Genomic DNA, 16,968 nt, shown 5'->3' with positions numbered 1-16,968 from the left:
TCGGTGGAGGTCATGGGTCGATGCTCCGCCGCCCCGGGGCGGCGGAGCATCGACCCATGACCTCCACCGACGCCCCCACCGGCCCGTCCGTCCCCGCCCCCGCCGACGTCCTGATCCTCGGCGCCTCCTTCGCCGGCCTCGCCGCCGCCACCGCCCTCGGCCGCAGTCTCCGCGACGTCCTCGTCGTCGACGGCGGACCCCCGCGCAACGCACCCTCGCCCGGTGCCCACAACGTGCTGACCCGCGACGGCGTCCCGCCCACGGAGCTGGTGCGCCTGGCGCGCGCCGAGGCCGAGGGCTACGGGGCCCGGGTGGTCGAGGGCGAGGCGGTCCGCGCGTCCGCGGGACCCGAGGGCGTGACCGCGACCCTCGCCGACGGCACGGTCCTCCGCGCGCGCCGCCTCCTGCTCGCGACCGGCGTCCGCGACCTGCTGCCGGAGATCCCCGGGCTCGGCGCCCGCTGGGGACGGGACGTCCTGCACTGCCCCTACTGTCACGGCTTCGAGGTGCGCGGCCGGCGGATCGGCGTGCTCGGCAGCTCGTTCGCCGGGCACCAGGCGCAGATGTTCCGTCAGCTCAGCGACCGGTCGTCGATCCTGCTCCACGGCGCACCCACGCCCGCCGGCGACGAGGCGGCGGCGCTGGCCGCCCGCGGGATCGCTCTCGTGCCGGGCCGCGTCGAGAAGGTCCTCGTCGAGGACGACCGCCTGGTCGGCGCGGTGATCGACGGTCGGCGGCACGAGCTCGACGCGCTCGTCATCGGCCCGCGGGTCGAGGGGCGGCTCCCCGAGGGGCTCGGCCTCGAGCTCGCCGACCACCCGTCGGGAGTCGCGCGGCACCTCGCCGTCGATCCGATGGGCCGGACCGGCGTCGCCGGGGTCTTCGCCGCGGGCTCGCTGGTCGAGCCGATGGCGCAGGTCGTCGCCTCGTCCGCCGACGGGCTGCGCGTGGGCGCGGCGATCAACCACGACCTGATCGAGGAGGAGATCGCCGCTGCACTGCGGGCCGCCTGACGCGCGCTCAGCGGCGGCGGTACTCCAGCTCCGGGCGGCCGGGGGAGCCGTAGCGGGGCGCGCGGTCCGCCACTCCGGAGTCGGCGAGGTGCTCGAGGTAGCGGCGGGCCGTCACCCGCGAGATGTCGAGGCGGGTGGCGAGCTCGGCCGCCGAGAGGCCGACGGGGCCCAGCAGTGCGGTGACGGCCTCGAGGGTCTGGGCCGAGAGCCCCTTGGCCAGACCCGGGGCGTTGGAGGTGCGGAGCGCCGCGAAGGCCCCGTCCACCTCGTGCTGGCTGGCGACGTCGGCGCCGTGCATCCGCTCCCGGTACGACCGGTAGCTGGCGAGCTTGGCGGCGAACGCGCTGAAGACGAACGGCTTGATCAGGTACTGCACGATGCCGGCGGCGACGGAGGCGCGCACGTTCGCGGCGTCGCGGACGGCGGTGATCGCGATGACGTCGACGTCCAGGCCCGCCGCCCGGACGGCCCGACAGAGGTCGAGGCCGCCCATGTCCGGCAGGTTCATGTCGAGCAGGATCAGCCCGATGCCCGGGTCCGCGCGCAGGGCCCGGATCGCCTCCGCCCCGCTGCCGGCGACCGCGGCCACCTCGAAGCCGTCGACCCGTCGGACGTAGTCGGCGTGGGCGCTCGCGGTCAGCGGCTCGTCCTCGACGACGAGCACCCGGATCACGACGCCACCCGCGCGGGCAGCGGCAGCTGCACCGTGAACACCGCGCCGACGTGGCGCGAGACCTCGACCGAGCCGCCGAGCCGCTCCACCACCTGCTGCACCAGCGCCAGGCCGATGCCGCGGCCGAAGCCGTCCGACTCCTTCGTCGAGTAGCCGCGCGCGAAGACGTCGGCGGTGCCGGCGACTCCGGGGCCGCTGTCCGACACCTGCACCACCAGCTCGCCCTCCGCGAGGCCGAGGTAGACCTCCACCCACGGCTCGCGGTCCGGAGCGGAGGAGGCGGCCGCGTCGAGGGCGTTGTCGATCAGATTGCCCAGCACCGTCACGAGGTCCCCGGGCTCCAGCCCCTGCGTGCCGGGCTCGAGGTGCGTCTCGAAGTGCAGCTCGACGCCGCGCTCGCGGGCCTGTGCGGCCTTGCCCAGCAGCAGTGCGGCGATCACCGGCTCCTGCACGGAGCCGAGGACCCGGTCGGCCAGGCGCTGGCTGAGGTTCAGCTCGCCGGCGGCGAACGCGAGCGCCTCGTCGGGCCGGCCGAGCTCGATCAGCGACGCGATGGTGTGCAGGCGGTTCGAGAACTCGTGGGTCTGCGAGCGCAGCGCGTCCGAGAGGGTGCGCAGTGACTCCAGCTCGCCGCTCACCCGCTGCAGCTCGGTGCGGTCGCGGAGCGTGACGACCGTGCCCAGGGGGCGGGCGCCGGGGGAGGCGGCGGGCCGCTCGTTCACCACGAGGATCCGCTCCCGGGCCACGACCAGGCGGTCCGAGACGGGCTCGTCGTCCTGCAGCAGCTCGCGCAGGGCGACGGGGAGGTCGAGCTCGGCGACCGGCACCGGCGTCCGCACGCCCTCGAGCCCGAGCAGCTCCAGCGCGTGGTCGTTCGCGAGCACCAGTCGGCCGCGGTCGTCGACCAGCAGCAGCCCCTCCCGCACCGAGTGCAGGACGGACTCGTAGTAGGCGAAGACCTGGCTCATCTGCTCCGGGCCCCGCCCGCCCGTGACGCGGCGCAGGTAGCGGGCGAGGAGCCACGAGCCGAGCGCGCCGAGCGCGACCGCCCCGAGCGCGCCCCACGCGACGACCTGCACGCGGGCGGCGAAGGAGGCGTCCACGGCCGAGAGCGTGACGCCCGCCGACACGAGCGCGACGACCGCGCCGTCGGCGTCCTCGATCGGCGCGACGGCGCGGACGGAGGGCCCGAGCGTGCCGGCGTAGGTCTCGGTGAAGGTCCGTCCCTCCAGCGCGGGCTCGATCGTGCCCTGGAACGGCAGGCCGATCCGGTCGCGGTCGCGGTGGGTGTCCCGGGTGCGGTCGGGGGCCATGATCGTGAGGAAGTCGACGCCGGTGTCCCGCATGACCTCCTCGGCGTACGGCTGCAGGCTCGCGGAGGGATCCGCGCCGGCCGTCGACTCGAGGACGAACGGATTGTCGGCCACCGTCCGCGCCACGACGAGGCTCCGCTGGGCGGCCTCGTCGCCCGCTCGGCTCCGCGCGTCGAGGGCCAGCACCGCGACGGCCGCCGCGGCGATCAGCAGGATGCTCAGCAGCTGCACGGCGAACAGGCGCGCGGCGATGCTGCCGCGCGGTCCGCGTGCGCTCGGCGTCCTGACCATGCCACTCCCTCGTGAGCGAGCGCTCGGGGCGCCCCGCCGTGAACAGTATGAACGCAACCGTGCCGGGCTCCGGAGGCGGGGCCACCATCGTCCTACCCCCTCACCTCGACGAAGAGAAGGACACCCCCATGGCGAAGACGCCTCAGACGCCGTCCGACCGGTTGATCCCCGCGGTCACCCCTCCGAAGACCCGGCGGCGCATCGACCGGAACCACTGGCTCTACATCGCCGTCATCATCGCCGTGGTCGCCGGCGTCGTGGTCGGACTCGTCGCTCCCGCCTTCGCGGCGACGCTCGAGCCGGTCGGCAAGGCCTTCGTCGGACTGATCAAGATGATGATCGCGCCGATCATCTTCTGCACCATCGTCATCGGCATCGGCTCCATCGCGAAGGCCGCCACGGTCGGCAAGGTCGGCGGACTCGCGCTGGGCTACTTCATCGTGATGTCGACCTTCGCCCTGGCGATCGGCCTCGTCGTCGGCAACATCCTGCACCCGGGCGAGGGCCTCGACATCTCGAGCGCCACCTACGACACCAGCGACCTCAAGGCCGAGAGCACCAGCGACTTCGTCCTCGGGATCATCCCCGTCTCGCTGTTCTCCTCGCTCGTGGACGGCAGCATCCTGCAGACCCTCTTCGTCGCGCTGCTCGTCGGCTTCGCGCTGCAGAAGATGGGCGCCAAGGGCCAGCCGATCCTCGGAGCGATCAAGCAGCTCCAGGTCCTGGTCTTCCGCATCCTCTCGATGGTGCTCTGGGTCGCCCCGATCGGCGCGTTCGGCGCCATCGCCGCGGTCGTCGGCAAGACCGGCTGGGGAGCGGTCGTCGCTCTCGCCACCCTGATGATCGGCTTCTACATCACCTGCGCGATCTTCGTGGTCGTCGTCCTCGGCCTGCTGCTGCGCCTGGTGACCGGCGTCAGCATCTTCTCGCTGATGAAGTACCTGGCCCGCGAGTACCTGCTGATCGTCGGCACCTCCTCCTCGGAGGCGGCGCTGCCCCGCCTGATCGCGAAGATGGAGCACCTCGGCGTCTCCAAGCCCGTCGTCGGCATCACCGTGCCCACCGGCTACTCCTTCAACCTCGACGGCACGGCGATCTACCTCACGATGGCGTCGCTGTTCATCGCCTCGGCCACCGGAGCGCCGATGTCGATCCCGGAGCAGATCGGCCTCCTCCTCTTCATGATGATCGCCTCGAAGGGCGCCGCGGGCGTCACCGGAGCGGGCCTGGCCACGCTGGCCGGCGGCCTCCAGTCCTTCCGCCCCGACCTGGTCAACGGCGTCGGCGTGATCGTCGGCATCGACCGCTTCATGTCCGAGGCCCGCGCGGTCACCAACTTCACCGGCAACGCGGTCGCCACCCTTCTCGTGGGCACCTGGACCAAGCAGATCGACATGGTGCAGGTCCGCGAGGTCCTCGGCGGGCGCTCGCCCTTCGACGAGACCACGCTCGGAGCGGACGAGCACGAGGCCCCCGCGTCGGGCACCTCGATCACCGAGGGGATCGCCTCGATCCAGGACTCCGATGAGGCGTCGCGGATGCGTGCGGAGATCGCGGCCAAGCGCTAGCCGATCCGATCGCGACGGCCCCGCCTCCCGGAACCGGTCCGGGAGGCGGGGCCTCCGTCGTACGCGGGTCAGTGCCTCCGCACCCCGAGCAGAGGCAGGGTCACCGAGCAGAGCGGCCCGATCAGCACCGCGAAGAGGAGGGTGCCGAGGCCGGCGTCGCCGCCGAGGGCCCAGCCGATGAGCAGCACCGTGAGCTCGACGCCCGAGCGCGCCACCCAGATCGGCAGGCCCGTGCGGGTGTGCAGGCCCAGCATCAGTCCGTCGCGGGGCCCCGGACCGAGGTGGGCGCCGATGTAGATCCCGCTCGCGACCGCCAGAAGCACGAGGCCTCCGGCGAAGAGCAGGCCGCGGGCCCACCACTCCTCCGGCGTCGCCAGCACGCGCAGCCCGACATCGATCATCGTGCCGACCACGAGCACGTTCAGCACGGTGCCGAGACCGGGCCGCTGTCGGAGGGGGATCCACAGCAGCAGGACGAGCAGGCCGATCACGTTCGTGAGCAGTCCGATCCCGAGCCCGGTCTGGTGCGCGACCCCCTGGGCGAAGACGGTCCACGGGTCCACGCCGATCGCCGCGCGGATCATCATCGCGTCGGCGAATCCGTAGAGGATCAGGCCCACCAGCAGGCGCGGCACGGGTCGGAGGCGCCACTGGCCAGCCGGGGGAGCGGCGGCGGCGACGGGAGCGGTGAGGGTCATGGACTCATCACAGCGCGACATTGGCCTTCTTCGCGCGGTCCAATCCGGCTACCTTGGACGCATGGCTGATGTCCACTTCGGCGCGCGCGCCCTGCAGACCCTCCTCGGCGACTGGCGCGAGCAGCGCGGCACCCGGCCCGCCTACCTCGCTCTGGCCGACCGGATCCGCCTCCTCGGGATCGACGGCCGCATCCCCGCGGGCAGCCGCCTGCCCGCCGAGCGCGAGCTCTCGGCCCGCCTCGGCGTCAGCCGCACGACCGTGGCCGCCGCGTACCGCGAGCTGCGCGACAGCGGCTACCTCGTCAGCGTGCGCGGCTCCGGCAGCGTCACCCGCCTGCCGGGAGCGGCCGTGCACGCGGTGCCCTCGCTCGCGCCGGACTTCCTCGACTTCACCAAGGCGGCCCTGCCCGCCGTCCCGGAGCTGGCCGAGGCTTACACCCGCGCGGCGCAGGCGGCCCCCGAGCACTTCGACTCCGGCTCCTACGACACCGTCGGCCTGCCGGTGCTGCGCCGCGCGATCGCCGAGCGCTACACCGCGCGGGGTCTGCGCACCGAGCCCGGCCAGATCATGGTGACCATCGGCGCGCAGCACGCGATCGCGCTCGTCGCCCGCACCCTGCTCGCGCGGGGCGACCGGGCGCTGATCGAGGCCCCGACCTACCCGCACGCCTACGAGGCCCTCCGGCTGGCCGGCGCGCGGCTCGTGCCGGTGAACGTCGACGGGGCGGACGGCTGGGACGGAGAGGGCCTGATCGCCGCGCTGCGCGGCACGAGCCCGAGCCTGGCCTACCTGATGCCCGACTTCCACAACCCGACCGGCCGCTCCATGGCCCCCGAGCTGCGGGAGCGGGCGATCGCCGCCGCGGCCCGGCAGGGGACCCTGATCATCGCCGACGAGACGACGGCCGAGCTCGACATCGACCGGCGGATGTCGCCGCTGCCGTTCGCCGCCTACGGGCCCGAGGGGACGGTGCTCTCGATCGGCTCCGTCGGCAAGACGCTGTGGGGCGGCATCCGGATCGGCTGGATCCGCGCCGAGCGGGCGGTGATCCGCAAGCTGGCGCTGGCGCGCTCGGCGAGCGACCTCGGCACGCCGATCCTGGAGCAGCTCCTGGTCGCGGACATGCTCGGCCGGATGGACGGCGTGCTGGAGCTGCGGCGCTCGCAGCTGCGCGCCGGCCGCGACCACCTCGAGGCGGCCCTGGCGCGCGCGATCCCGGAGTGGAGCGTGCCGCGGGTCTCGGGCGGCCTCTCCACCTGGGTGGGCCTGGGCCGGCCGGCGAGCTCGCAGCTGGCGCTCGCCGCCCGGACGGCGGGCCTGCTGATCACCGCGGGCCCGCGCTTCGGGATCGACGGCGCCTTCGAGCGCTTCCTCCGCATCCCGATCGGCTACTCGCCCGAGGCGACCGACCGGGCCGTGGAGGCGCTCGCGACGGCGTGGGCGCAGGTCGCCCGGCACCCGGCGGCCGACCCGGGGTACCTCGCCGACGTGGTCTGAGGTGGAGTGCCCGCCGGGCGTGTGAGATCGTTCTCTCATGAGCGACGGGTACGGCTACCTGCTGGTCCACTTCGTGGAGGACCGGACCGGCCACAGCGAGAAGATCTTCCTCTCGCTCAGCCGGGGCGACGATCCGCTGAGCTGGCGCGCGCTCGGGCCGGTGCTGGAGTGGACCGGCGGCACGGGCGGCGTCCGCGACCCCCACATCGTCCGCGGGCCGCGGGGCTTCCACCTCGTCGCCACCGACCTCTGCGTCTGGCGGCCCGAGGGCCCGGACTGGGACCTCTACCGGCACCGGGGGAGCCGCGACCTCGTGGTCTGGGACTCCCCGGACCTCCTCGAGTGGTCCGAGCCGCGCGCGGTCGCCGTCGCTCCCGAGGGCGCGGGCATGGCCTGGGCGCCGGAGTCGGTCTACGACCCGGTCTCGGGCGACTTCCTCGTGCACTGGTCCTCAGGCCTGGCCGAGGACGGCGACCCCGCCACCGGCGAGACGGGCGACAGCCGCATCCTGATCTCCCGCACGCGCGACTTCCGCACGTTCGCCGAGCCCGAGACCTACCTCCGGCTGCCCGGCGGAGTGATCGACATGACGCTGCTGATCGAGGGCACGGCCGTCCACCGCTTCGCCAAGCAGCACGACGACGCCCCCGACACGATGCAGGTGTTCCAGCAGGTCGGCTCCTCCCTCCTCGCGGACGACTTCACCACCGTCGCCCGGGGGATCGGGCAGGAGCTCGGCCCGAGCATCGAGGGGCCGCTGGTCTTCCGGCACCACCGCGAGGAGCGCTGGTCGCTCTGGGTCGACCAGTACGCCCTCCGCCCCTACGGCTACCGCGCCTACACGAGCACCGACCCGGCCTCGGGCCGCTGGGAGCTCGCGGAGGAGTTCGACCTACCCGAGGACACCAAGCACGGAGCGGTCCTCCCGCTCACCCGATCCGAGTACACGGCGCTCGACGAGCGCCACCCCGCCTGAGAGGCCCCGCATGACCGACTTCAGCCCGCGTCTCGCCGACGCCCTCGTCACCGTCCTCGGTGCCGACGGCGCTCCGCTCGCCCACGCCGACGTGACGGTCCAGCAGCGCCGCCACGCCTTCGCCTTCGGCTGCACTCCTCCGAGCACCGACCCCGCCCGCGCCGAGGAGCGCCGGCTCTGGCTCGACCTGTTCGACACGGCGACCCTCCCCGTCTACTGGGGCCGCTTCGAGCCGGAGCGCGGCCGCACCGCGACGGAGGAGGTGCTCGCCGAGGCGCGCGCGCTCGCCGCGGACGGCGTCCGCCTGAAGGGGCACCCGCTCGTCTGGCACTACGTGAAGCCGGAGTGGCTCGACGCGCTGCCGCTGGACGAGGCCGAGCAGCTCCTCCGCGCGCGCATCCGCCGGGAGGTGGGCGCCTTCGCCGAGCTGATCGACACCTGGGACGCGATCAACGAGGTCGTCATCATGCCGCGCTTCGCGAACGAGCCGGACGGCGTGACGAACGCCGTCACCCGCCTCGCCCGCGAGAAGGGCCGCGTCGGCATGGTCGAGCTGGCCTTCTCGGAGGCGCGCAGCCTCGGCACCGGACCGGTGCTCGTGCTGAACGACTTCGACCTCGGGCCCGAGTACGAGCGGCTGATCGAGGACGTGCTCGAGGCCGGGATCCGGCCCGATGCGATCGGCCTGCAGTCGCACATGCACCAGGGGTTCCGCGGGGAGGAGCAGATCACGGCGATCTGCGACAGGTTCGCGCGCTTCGGTCTGCCGCTGCACTGGACCGAGACCACCCTCGTCTCGGGCGAGCTGATGCCCGCCGAGATCGAGGACCTCAACGACCACGTGGTCGAGGACTGGCCGACCACTGCGGAGGGGGAGGCACGGCAGGCGGACGAGATGGTGCGGCACTACGAGACGCTGGTCGCGCATCCGGCGGTCGAGGCGATCACCTACTGGGGCTTCGACGACGCCGGAGCCTGGCTCGGAGCGCCGGGCGGGTTCCTCCGCCGCGACGGGAGCCCGAAGCCGGCCTACGAGGCGCTGCGCTCGCGGATCCGCGGGGACTGGTGGCTCGAGCCGACGGTGCTCCGGACGGACGCCGAGGGGCGCGTCGGAGTCCGGGCCTTCGCCGGGGACTTCGCGCTCTCGAGCGCGGGGGCGGGCGCTGCAGTGGGCCTCCCTGTCGGGTCGTCGACGGCGGAGGTCCGCCTGGGCTGAGGGCGTCCGGGGCCGGCCGGTGGCGCGGGTCGCCCCGTCGCGCGCCCCGGAACGCCGCGTCCCTCCCAACACTCAGTCGGCTGATGGAAGACTCGGAGGGTGCATCTCCTCGCGGTCCTCAGCATGAAGAACCGGGCGCTCATCGCGCTCGTCACCGTCGTCATCGCCGTCTTCGGCGGAGTCGCCCTGACCGGGCTCAAGCAGGAGCTCGCGCCGTCGATCTCCTTCCCGCAGCTCGCCGTCGTCACGTCCTATCCGGGCGCCGCTCCGGAGGTGGTCAACGACGACGTCTCGACGCCGATCGAGACCGCCATCCAGGGGGTGCCGGGGCTCGAGACGACCAGCGCGACGTCCTCCACGGACTCCTCCCTCATCTCGGCGTCCTTCACCTACGGCACCGACCTCGCCACCGCCGAGCAGAAGATCCTGCAGGCGATCAACCGGATCAAGAGCACGCTCCCGGACGGCGTCGACCCGCAGGTGGTCACCGGCTCCCTCGACGACCTGCCGGTGCTGCAGCTCGCCGTGTCGAGCGACGGCGACGCGGACGCGCTGGCCGAGCGCCTGCGCACCACGGTCATCCCGGACCTGGAGAAGGTCGAGGGCGTGCGCGAGGCGGCGCTCGTCGGCGAGACCGCCCAGCGCGTCACGATCACCCCGGACGACGCGGCGCTCGCCGCGGCCGGCCTCTCGACCGGCGACATCCGCTCGGCCCTCCAGCAGAACGGCGTGCTCGTCGCGGGCGGACAGATCACCCAGGACGGCTCGACCTTCTCGGTGCAGTCGGGCGTCAAGCTCGACTCGACCGACGCGATCGCGGCGCTGCCGCTGCTGCCGTCCGCAGGTGCCTCCGCGGGTGCGGGCGGCGCCGGTGCGTCAGCGGGCGCGGGTGCCTCCGCGGGTGCCGGGGCTTCCGCCGGCGGCTCCGACGCCGGAGCAGCGGCGGGAGGCGCGGCCGTGACCGCGGAGCCGACGGTCACCACCCTCGGCTCCGTCGCGACGGTCGCCGTCACCGACGCCCCCGTCACCTCGATCTCGCGCGTCAACGGCCAGCCCGCCCTGACCCTCTCGATCACCAAGCTCCCCGCAGCGAACACCGTCGACGTGTCGACCGGCGTGGCCGCGCTGCTCCCGGACCTCGAGGAGTCGATCGGCGACAACGCCGCCTTCACCCCGGTCTTCGACCAGGCGCCCTACATCCAGGAGTCGATCGCGTCGCTCGCGCAGGAGGGGGCGCTCGGCCTCGTCTTCGCCGTGCTGGTGATCCTGCTGTTCCTGCTCTCGGTGCGCTCGACCCTGGTCACGGCCATCTCGATCCCGACCTCGGTGCTGATCACCTTCATCGGCCTGCAGACGGCCGGCTACACCCTCAACATCCTCACCCTCGGCGCGCTCACCATCGCGATCGGCCGTGTGGTCGACGACTCCATCGTCGTGATCGAGAACATCAAGCGGCACCTCGACGCGGGTGAGGACCGGGCCCGGACCATCGCGGTCGCCGTCCGCGAGGTCGCCGGCGCGATCACCGCCTCCACGATCACCACGGTCGCGGTGTTCCTGCCGATCTCGTTCGTCGGCGGCACCACGGGCGAGCTGTTCCGGCCCTTCGCGCTGACCGTGTCGATCGCCCTGCTCGCCTCCCTCGTGGTGGCGCTGACGATCGTGCCGGTGCTGGCCTACTGGTTCCTCCGCCCCTCGAAGCGGCCGGCGGTGCGCCAGGCCGCGCAGGCGGCGCTCGCGGAGGAGCGCGCGGCGGCCGGAGGGGCACCCGCCTCGGGCGTCCCGGCCGACACCGCTGCGCCGGTCGAGGAGGCCCCGCACCACGGCGCCCACGCCGCTCCCCGGCGGGCGCGCGGGCTGCAGTCGGTGTACGGCCCGATCATCCACTGGACGCTGAAGCACTCGGTCGTCACCGTCCTCCTCGCGCTGCTCGTGCTCGTCGGGACCGGTGCGCTGTACCCGCTGATGAAGACGAACTTCCTCGGCTCCAGCGGGCAGGACACCTTCACCGTCACCCAGACGGTCCCCGTCGGCCAGAGCCTCGATGCGCAGGACGCGACGGCGCAGCAGGCGAGCACGGCGATCCTCGGCGTCGACGGCGTCGAGACCGTCCAGCTCACCGTCGGCTCCTCCGGCGGCCTGCAGAGCGCGTTCGGCGGGGGAGGCGGCGGCGGCACCTCGATCCGCTACTCCGTCACCACCGACGAGTCGGCCGACCAGGAGGCCGTGCAGGCGGACGTCCGCGACGCGCTGTCGGGCGTCGCCTCGGCCGAGGACATCAGCGTCGCCGCCTCCTCCGGCTTCGGCGCCTCCTCGGACATCGAGGTCGACCTCTCGACCGCCTCGCAGAGCGACCTCCAGAGCGCGAGCGACCAGCTCCTCGAGGCCCTGCGCGGGACCGACGGGATCAGCCAGGCCGAGAGCAACCTCTCCTCCTCGCTGCCCTACATCGCGGTGCGGGTCGACCGCGACGCCGCGGCCCGGGCGGGTCTCAGCGAGGTCGCCGTGGGCACGATCGTCAGCCAGGCGCTCCAGCCCAGCCAGGTCGGCAGCGTCGTGATCGACGACCGCACCCTCTCGATCTACCTGGCCGACGGGCAGCCGCCGGCCACCGTGGACGAGCTGCGGAACCTCGAGGTGCCGACCCTCACCGGCACCGTCGCGCTCTCCACCCTCGCGGCGGTCGAGCAGACGGACGGTCCGGCGAGCATCACCACCGAGCGTGGCCAGCGCACCGCGACCATCACCGTCACCCCGGAGAGCGACGACCTCGCCTCGGCCAACGTCGCCGTGCAGAACGCGATCGACGCGACGGCGCTTCCGGCCGGTGTCGACGCCTCCCTCGGCGGAGTGACCGCCGACCAGGCCGACGCGTTCTCGCAGCTGGGCATCGCACTGCTCGTCGCGATCCTGATCGTCTACGTCGTGATGGTGGCGACGTTCCGCTCGCTCCTGCAGCCGCTGCTCCTGCTCGTGTCCGTGCCGTTCGCGGCGACCGGCGCGATCCTCCTGCAGGTGATCACCGGCGTGCCGCTGGGCGTGCCGTCCCTGATCGGCGTGCTGATGCTGATCGGCATCGTCGTCACGAACGCGATCGTGCTCGTGGACCTGGTGAACCAGTACCGGGACCGCGGGATGCCGGTGCGGGAGGCGCTGCTGCACGGCACCGAGCGGCGGCTCCGGCCCATCCTGATGACCGCCCTCGCGACGATCTTCGCCCTGCTGCCGATGGCGCTGGGGATCACGGGCCACGGCGGCTTCATCTCGCAGCCGCTGGCGATCGTCGTGATCGGCGGCCTGGTGTCCTCGACGGTGCTGACCCTCGTGGTCCTGCCCGTCGTCTACAACCTGGTCGAGGGGTATCGTGAGCGGCGGCGTGCCGCCCGCGCCGGGAAGGCGTCGGCATGACGGACATCAGGGATGCGGCCGAGACGGTCGGCTCGCGCTGGCGCAGCGGCCCGGAGCGCGCCACCGCGGTCCTCGACGAGATCGGTCCGGAGCGCTTCGTCGCCCGCGACTTCCGCCCGGGCACGCTCCGGCACCTCGTGCTGATCCGCTTCCGCCCGACGGCGCTGGTCGCCGAGGCGGACGAGGTCACCCGCCGCTTCCTCGCCCTGGCCGACGAGTGCGTCCGCGACGGACGGCCCTACATCGAGTCGATCGAGACCGGGCCGCAGCTGAGCATCGAGGGCGCGGGCGAGGGCTTCGACCGCGCGTTCCTGCTGACCTTCTCGTCCGAGGGCGACCTGCACTACTACCTGGGCCGGCCGGCCGTCGAGGACCCCGCGCACTGGGATCCCGCGCACGACGCGTTCAAGGAGTTCGTCGGGCCGTTCGTCGACACGGCCGGCATCGTCGCGTTCGACTTCCGACCCGAAGCGCACTGATGGCGACTCCCGAGTTCGTGCTGCGGCTGCGCGAGCGGATCGGGACCGAGCTGCTCTGGCTCACCGGCGTGACCGCGGTGATCCTCCGCGAGGAGCCGGCGCTCGAGGTCCTGCTCGTCCGGCGCGCCGACACCGGCGCCTGGACGGCCGTCACCGGGATCATCGACCCGGGCGAGACCGTCGCCGGCACCGCCCGCCGCGAGGCGCAGGAGGAGGCGGGCGTCGAGATCGAGGTCGAGCGCCTCGTGCAGGTGCACACCCTCCCGCCGATGCAGTACCCCAACGGGGACCGTTCGCAGTACCTCGACCACGTGGTGCGCTGCCGCTGGATCTCGGGGGAGGCCCACGTCGCGGACGACGAGTCGACCGAGGTCGGCTGGTTCGCGCCCGACGCGCTGCCGCCGATGTCGGACGAGCACCGCGCCCGGATCGAGCGGGCGCTGTCGGACGAGCCGGGCTGCTCGATCGACTGACGGCGGGGGTGCGCGCCGGACGAGGGCGGGGCCGCCTCCCGGGAGCGGCACTCGGATCGGAGCGGGCGTCCTGCCGTGTCGGCCTCCGACCGGACGGGCCCTCGGGCCGGGCTCCTCGGACCCGGCTCGCCTCGGACCCGGCTCGCCTCGGAGAGGGCGCTGCTCAGACCGGACGCGCGAAGCAGAGCACCGCGTCGTCGCCGACGTGGGCTCCGAAGCCGTCGATCGCCGTGAAGCCGAGCGCCCTGGCCGCTGGGGCGAGCTCCGGCGCGGCGGCCAGGCGCAGCGTGCGGATCCGCTGCACCCGCGCCCACGACTCCGCCGCCGCGACGAGCCGTCGGGCGACTCCCGTGCGCCGGTGGACGGAGGCGACCACGAGCTCCAGAACCTCGGCGAAGTCGTCCGGGCCGGGAGCGAGCACCAGCACGCCGGACGCCGCCCCGTCGATCCGGGCGATCAGGACGCGGGCGTGCGGGGGCGGGACCGCGGCGAGGAGGCCCTCCGCTCCGACTGCGTCCTCGAGGCGGACGACGACTCCGCTCACGAGCCCAGGTGAGCGCGGAGGAACTCGACGACCCGAGCACGCAGAGCGTCGTCGAGCAGCGCGATCGAGTGCAGCGAGCCGGGGAGGACGAGGAGGTCGACGCTCGAGCCCGCTCCGCGCAGCGCCTCGGCGAAGCGGGTCGACTGGCTGAGCGCGACCCGTTCGTGCGCCGCGTGCGCGATGAGGAACGGCGGCTCGGAGCCGTCCACCTGCGCGAGGGGCGAGGCGGCGGTCGCAGCGGGGCAGGAGGCGAGGTCCGCGCAGTCGAGGTAGCTGCGCACGGCGGCCGCGACTCCGACCACCGGGTCGTCGTCGGCGAGGCCGGCGGCGCTGAGATCGGAGGGGCCGCTCAGGTCGACCACGGCGGCCAGGCGCGACGAGGTCGCCGGCAGTGTGCCGAGCAGAGAGGCGAGGTTGCCGCCGGCCGAGCCGCCGAAGGCCGCCACCCGCTCCGGATCGATGCCGAAGCGCGCGGTCTGCTCCGGCTCGAGCAGCCAGTCGAGGGCGGCCGTCACATCGTCGAGCTGCGCGGGGAACACGGCGGCGGGCGCGAGGCGGTAGTCGATCGAGACGGCGACGAACCCCTCCGATCCGAGCCACTGGCAGATCGGACGCCAGTTCGCGTCGGCCTTGCCTCCACGGGCCCAGCTGCCGCCGTGCACGACGAGGACGGCGGGCCGCGGCTCCGCCGACGGGGCAGGGGAGGAGCAGACGTCGACGCTCTGCCCGGTGCTCGCGTCGTAGACGACGTCGGCCGTCACGCTCACGCCGGACCAGTCGGGTGCGGGTGCCGCTCCGAGCGCCTGCGCCACCGGCTCCGAGACGGGAGTGGTGCTCGCGCAGCCCGAGAGGAGCAGTGCGAGGGCGGCCAGGACCGCGGCGACGCGTTGCGGGGATCGGGTGGGCTCGCGCATGAGTGCGATCAGCGTACGGGGTGCCCGGCGCCCCGGATGCGGCACCCCCGCGATCAGGGGGTGCCGGGCTCGCGCTGCAGACGGACCAGGACGACCCCCGCGAGGATCAGCGCGCCGCCGCCGAACTGGATCGGCGCGGGCAGCTCGCCGAGGATCAGCCACGCGGCCGCGATCGAGAACAGCACCTCCGTCAGCCCGACGAAGGAGGCGATCCTCGTGCCGAGACGGCGTCCGCCCTCGATCCCGAGCAGATACGCCAGCACCGTCGACATGCCGAGGATCACGCCCGCGGGGAGGAGCCAGCTGACCTCCGCTCCGACGAACACCACCTCTCCGAACGTCGCGCGCAGCGGTGTGACGCCGAGCGCCCCGAGTGCCAGCAGGATCGCGGCGCCGACCGTCATCGCCCCCGCCGTGAGCGCGATCGGCGGCAGCTCCGGATCCACCCGGCCGGCGATGACGTAGTAGACGCACAGGCCGAGCGAGGCGGTCAGCGCCCAGGCGATGCCGACCAGCTCGGGGGTCGACTCGCCGGACAGGTCGAGCACGAGCACCAGGCCGCCGAGCGCGAGCGCGGAGCCGGCGAGGGTGAAGCGGCCGGGGTGCCGGCGCGTGCGCGCCCAGGCGAAGAGGACGAGGAACACCGGCGCGAGGTACTCGATCAGCAGGGCGACGCCGACCGACATGTGCTCGATCGCGCTGTAGAAGCAGAGCTGCGCGGCGATCACGGCGAAGACTCCATAGAGGGCGATCGTGCCGAGGTTGCGGCGGAGCACGGGCCAGCGGCCGCGGAGGGACAGGATCGCCGGGATCGCGAGGATCAGGGCCGCGCCGCCCGCCCGCCAGAGGACCGCGGACGCCGGCGTCCAGCCCGCCTCGAGGAGCGGCTTCACGAACGGCCCGCCCAGACCGAACGCCGCCGACGCGGCCAGCGCCGCGACGAGGCCGGAGCCGAGGCGCCGTGCAGGCGCGGGCGCGCTCGCGGCGGGGAGGGTGACGGCGGCGGTGCTCTCGGCGGTCATGGCCGGCTCCTTCAGGAGTCAAAAGGATTACACTCGTGACAGCGAGCTGATCGCACACTACTGAGCCGCACTGTCAGGAGTCAACATGGTGTTCGCCTATGACGTCGAGGCGTCATTGACCTCCACCGCCACCCTCGTCAACACGCTCCCCGAGCTGTCGCCGTCCGGCGAGGACGAGATGGCGACGATCGAGCAGCTGGACGACTTCCTCCTCGAGAACCGGTACACGGGCAGCCGCGACGGATCGGCCGAGGAGCTGGAGGCCGTGCGGGCGATCCGCTCCTCCCTCCGCACCCTCTGGCTCACGCGGGCCGAGGAGGACCTCGTCCCCGTCGTCAACGGGATGCTCGACTCCGGCCGCGCGCTCCCGCAGCTGGTCCGGCACGGACCCTACGGCTGGCACCTCCACGCGACGCGCGACGAGAGCCCGCTCGCCACGCGCATCCTGGTCGAGGCCGCCATGGCGTTCGTCGACGTGATCCGCGGCGACGAGCGCGAGCGGATCCGCGTCTGCGCGGCGGAGGACTGCGAGGCGGTGCTCGTGGACTTCTCCCGCAACCGCTCGAAGCGCTACTGCGACACGGGCAACTGCGGCAATCGCGCGAACGTGGCCGCGTACCGGGCTCGGCGGGCGTCGCAGTAGCGGACGGGCGGTAGGTGCAAACGGGCTCGCGCGTCGATCGTGCTGCGGCTCGGGGCCGGGGGGCTGTATGCGGGGCGACTCCTCGGGGGACCGGGTGCGGAGATGCGCGGCTCCCGGGCTTCGCGGCTCCGGACCTGAGCGGGTCCTGGCCTGAGCGGCTACCGAACTGAGCGGCTCCTGGCCGCACGTCTCCCCGCCCTAGCCAGGCTCCGGGGCCGCGTGTAGACTCACTCGGTCGG

At 73.6% G+C, this 16,968-nt stretch carries 15 protein-coding genes; 9 read left to right on the top strand and 6 right to left on the bottom strand.

What is annotated here, in order from left to right:
* The first annotated feature begins 56 nt into the window (after positions 1–56).
* Entirely contained in the window at positions 57–1,013 is a 957-nt protein-coding gene (locus tag C5C59_RS12280) for an NAD(P)/FAD-dependent oxidoreductase (protein ID WP_104237646.1), read from the top strand.
* A 7-nt stretch (positions 1,014–1,020) separates the two neighbouring features.
* Here the strand turns inward: C5C59_RS12280 and C5C59_RS12275 are convergent, their stop codons facing one another.
* Together C5C59_RS12275 and C5C59_RS12270 are read right to left on the bottom strand one after the other, a co-directional pair.
* Complete coding sequence (locus C5C59_RS12275; protein WP_104237647.1) at positions 1,021–1,686, bottom strand: response regulator; 666 nt, start codon at positions 1,684–1,686, stop codon at positions 1,021–1,023.
* Entirely contained in the window at positions 1,683–3,290 is a 1,608-nt protein-coding gene (locus tag C5C59_RS12270; RefSeq protein WP_104237648.1) for a sensor histidine kinase, read from the bottom strand. Before C5C59_RS12270 ends, C5C59_RS12275 begins: the two co-directional genes overlap by 4 nt.
* Before the next feature lie 128 nt (positions 3,291–3,418).
* Here C5C59_RS12270 and C5C59_RS12265 point away from each other — a divergent pair, with 128 nt between their 5' ends.
* The gene (locus C5C59_RS12265) at positions 3,419–4,858 is read left to right on the top strand and encodes a cation:dicarboxylate symporter family transporter (RefSeq protein ID WP_104223811.1); all 1,440 of its coding nucleotides are present in this window, start codon (positions 3,419–3,421) and stop codon (positions 4,856–4,858) included.
* A 68-nt stretch (positions 4,859–4,926) separates the two neighbouring features.
* Here C5C59_RS12265 and C5C59_RS12260 read toward each other — a convergent pair whose 3' ends face one another.
* Positions 4,927–5,556 (bottom strand): YitT family protein, encoded by a 630-nt coding sequence (locus C5C59_RS12260; RefSeq protein ID WP_374953113.1) that lies wholly within the window; start codon positions 5,554–5,556, stop codon positions 4,927–4,929.
* 61 nt (positions 5,557–5,617) lie between these two features.
* Here C5C59_RS12260 and C5C59_RS12255 point away from each other — a divergent pair, with 61 nt between their 5' ends.
* From C5C59_RS12255 to C5C59_RS12230, 6 genes are all read left to right on the top strand, one after another.
* Positions 5,618–7,054, top strand: a complete 1,437-nt coding sequence (locus tag C5C59_RS12255; RefSeq protein WP_104237649.1) for a PLP-dependent aminotransferase family protein — start codon at positions 5,618–5,620, stop codon at positions 7,052–7,054.
* Between the two features lie 37 nt (positions 7,055–7,091).
* The gene (locus tag C5C59_RS12250) at positions 7,092–8,030 is read left to right on the top strand and encodes a glycoside hydrolase family 43 protein (RefSeq protein WP_104237650.1); all 939 of its coding nucleotides are present in this window, start codon (positions 7,092–7,094) and stop codon (positions 8,028–8,030) included.
* A 10-nt stretch (positions 8,031–8,040) separates the two neighbouring features.
* Positions 8,041–9,246 (top strand): endo-1,4-beta-xylanase, encoded by a 1,206-nt coding sequence (locus tag C5C59_RS12245; protein WP_104237651.1) that lies wholly within the window; start codon positions 8,041–8,043, stop codon positions 9,244–9,246.
* Between the two features lie 99 nt (positions 9,247–9,345).
* Positions 9,346–12,654, top strand: a complete 3,309-nt coding sequence (locus C5C59_RS12240) for an efflux RND transporter permease subunit (RefSeq protein ID WP_104237652.1) — start codon at positions 9,346–9,348, stop codon at positions 12,652–12,654.
* Entirely contained in the window at positions 12,651–13,133 is a 483-nt protein-coding gene (locus tag C5C59_RS12235; RefSeq protein ID WP_104223816.1) for a Dabb family protein, read from the top strand. Before C5C59_RS12240 ends, C5C59_RS12235 begins: the two co-directional genes overlap by 4 nt.
* Positions 13,133–13,606: an NUDIX domain-containing protein gene (locus C5C59_RS12230; RefSeq protein ID WP_104237653.1), complete on the top strand. Its 474-nt coding sequence runs from the start codon at positions 13,133–13,135 to the stop codon at positions 13,604–13,606. The genes C5C59_RS12235 and C5C59_RS12230 overlap by 1 nt, the downstream gene beginning before the upstream one ends.
* Positions 13,607–13,769: 163 nt before the next feature.
* On the opposite strand, the gene C5C59_RS12225 is transcribed toward C5C59_RS12230, so the two are convergent.
* Genes C5C59_RS12225 through C5C59_RS12215 form a run of 3 tightly spaced genes read right to left on the bottom strand, consistent with a single transcriptional unit; the run spans position 13,770 to position 16,086 of the window.
* Positions 13,770–14,150, bottom strand: a complete 381-nt coding sequence (locus tag C5C59_RS12225) for a GNAT family N-acetyltransferase (protein ID WP_104237654.1) — start codon at positions 14,148–14,150, stop codon at positions 13,770–13,772.
* A complete protein-coding gene (locus tag C5C59_RS12220; RefSeq protein ID WP_104237655.1) occupies positions 14,147–15,064 on the bottom strand; it encodes an alpha/beta hydrolase in 918 nt (305 codons plus the stop codon). The genes C5C59_RS12225 and C5C59_RS12220 overlap by 4 nt, the downstream gene beginning before the upstream one ends.
* A 53-nt stretch (positions 15,065–15,117) precedes the next feature.
* On the bottom strand, positions 15,118–16,086 hold the full coding sequence (locus C5C59_RS12215) for a DMT family transporter (RefSeq protein WP_104237656.1): 969 nt from the start codon (positions 16,084–16,086) through the stop codon (positions 15,118–15,120).
* An 85-nt stretch (positions 16,087–16,171) separates the two neighbouring features.
* On the opposite strand from C5C59_RS12215, the gene C5C59_RS12210 reads away from it, so the two are divergent.
* The gene (locus C5C59_RS12210; protein ID WP_104226176.1) at positions 16,172–16,729 is read left to right on the top strand and encodes a CGNR zinc finger domain-containing protein; all 558 of its coding nucleotides are present in this window, start codon (positions 16,172–16,174) and stop codon (positions 16,727–16,729) included.
* Positions 16,730–16,968 lie beyond the last annotated feature (239 nt).

The organism is Rathayibacter sp. AY1F4 (assembly GCF_002931775.1).
Lineage (GTDB): Bacteria > Actinomycetota > Actinomycetes > Actinomycetales > Microbacteriaceae > Rathayibacter.
Note: the sequence above shows the minus strand (reverse complement) of the source record. Positions and strands in the feature narration are given on the sequence as shown.

Bases quoted from the DNA above. Each gene is read 5' to 3' on its own strand.
- C5C59_RS12280 (WP_104237646.1), top strand. From the start codon at position 57: ATGACCTCCACCGACGCCCCCACCGGCCCGTCCGTCCCCGCCCCCGCC.
- C5C59_RS12270 (WP_104237648.1), bottom strand. From the start codon at position 3,290: ATGGTCAGGACGCCGAGCGCACGCGGACCGCGCGGCAGCATCGCCGCG.
- C5C59_RS12265 (WP_104223811.1), top strand. From the start codon at position 3,419: ATGGCGAAGACGCCTCAGACGCCGTCCGACCGGTTGATCCCCGCGGTC.
- C5C59_RS12260 (WP_374953113.1), bottom strand. From the start codon at position 5,556: ATGACCCTCACCGCTCCCGTCGCCGCCGCCGCTCCCCCGGCTGGCCAG.
- C5C59_RS12255 (WP_104237649.1), top strand. From the start codon at position 5,618: ATGGCTGATGTCCACTTCGGCGCGCGCGCCCTGCAGACCCTCCTCGGC.
- C5C59_RS12250 (WP_104237650.1), top strand. From the start codon at position 7,092: ATGAGCGACGGGTACGGCTACCTGCTGGTCCACTTCGTGGAGGACCGG.
- C5C59_RS12245 (WP_104237651.1), top strand. From the start codon at position 8,041: ATGACCGACTTCAGCCCGCGTCTCGCCGACGCCCTCGTCACCGTCCTC.
- C5C59_RS12235 (WP_104223816.1), top strand. From the start codon at position 12,651: ATGACGGACATCAGGGATGCGGCCGAGACGGTCGGCTCGCGCTGGCGC.
- C5C59_RS12230 (WP_104237653.1), top strand. From the start codon at position 13,133: ATGGCGACTCCCGAGTTCGTGCTGCGGCTGCGCGAGCGGATCGGGACC.
- C5C59_RS12220 (WP_104237655.1), bottom strand. From the start codon at position 15,064: ATGCGCGAGCCCACCCGATCCCCGCAACGCGTCGCCGCGGTCCTGGCC.
- C5C59_RS12215 (WP_104237656.1), bottom strand. From the start codon at position 16,086: ATGACCGCCGAGAGCACCGCCGCCGTCACCCTCCCCGCCGCGAGCGCG.
- C5C59_RS12210 (WP_104226176.1), top strand. From the start codon at position 16,172: ATGGTGTTCGCCTATGACGTCGAGGCGTCATTGACCTCCACCGCCACC.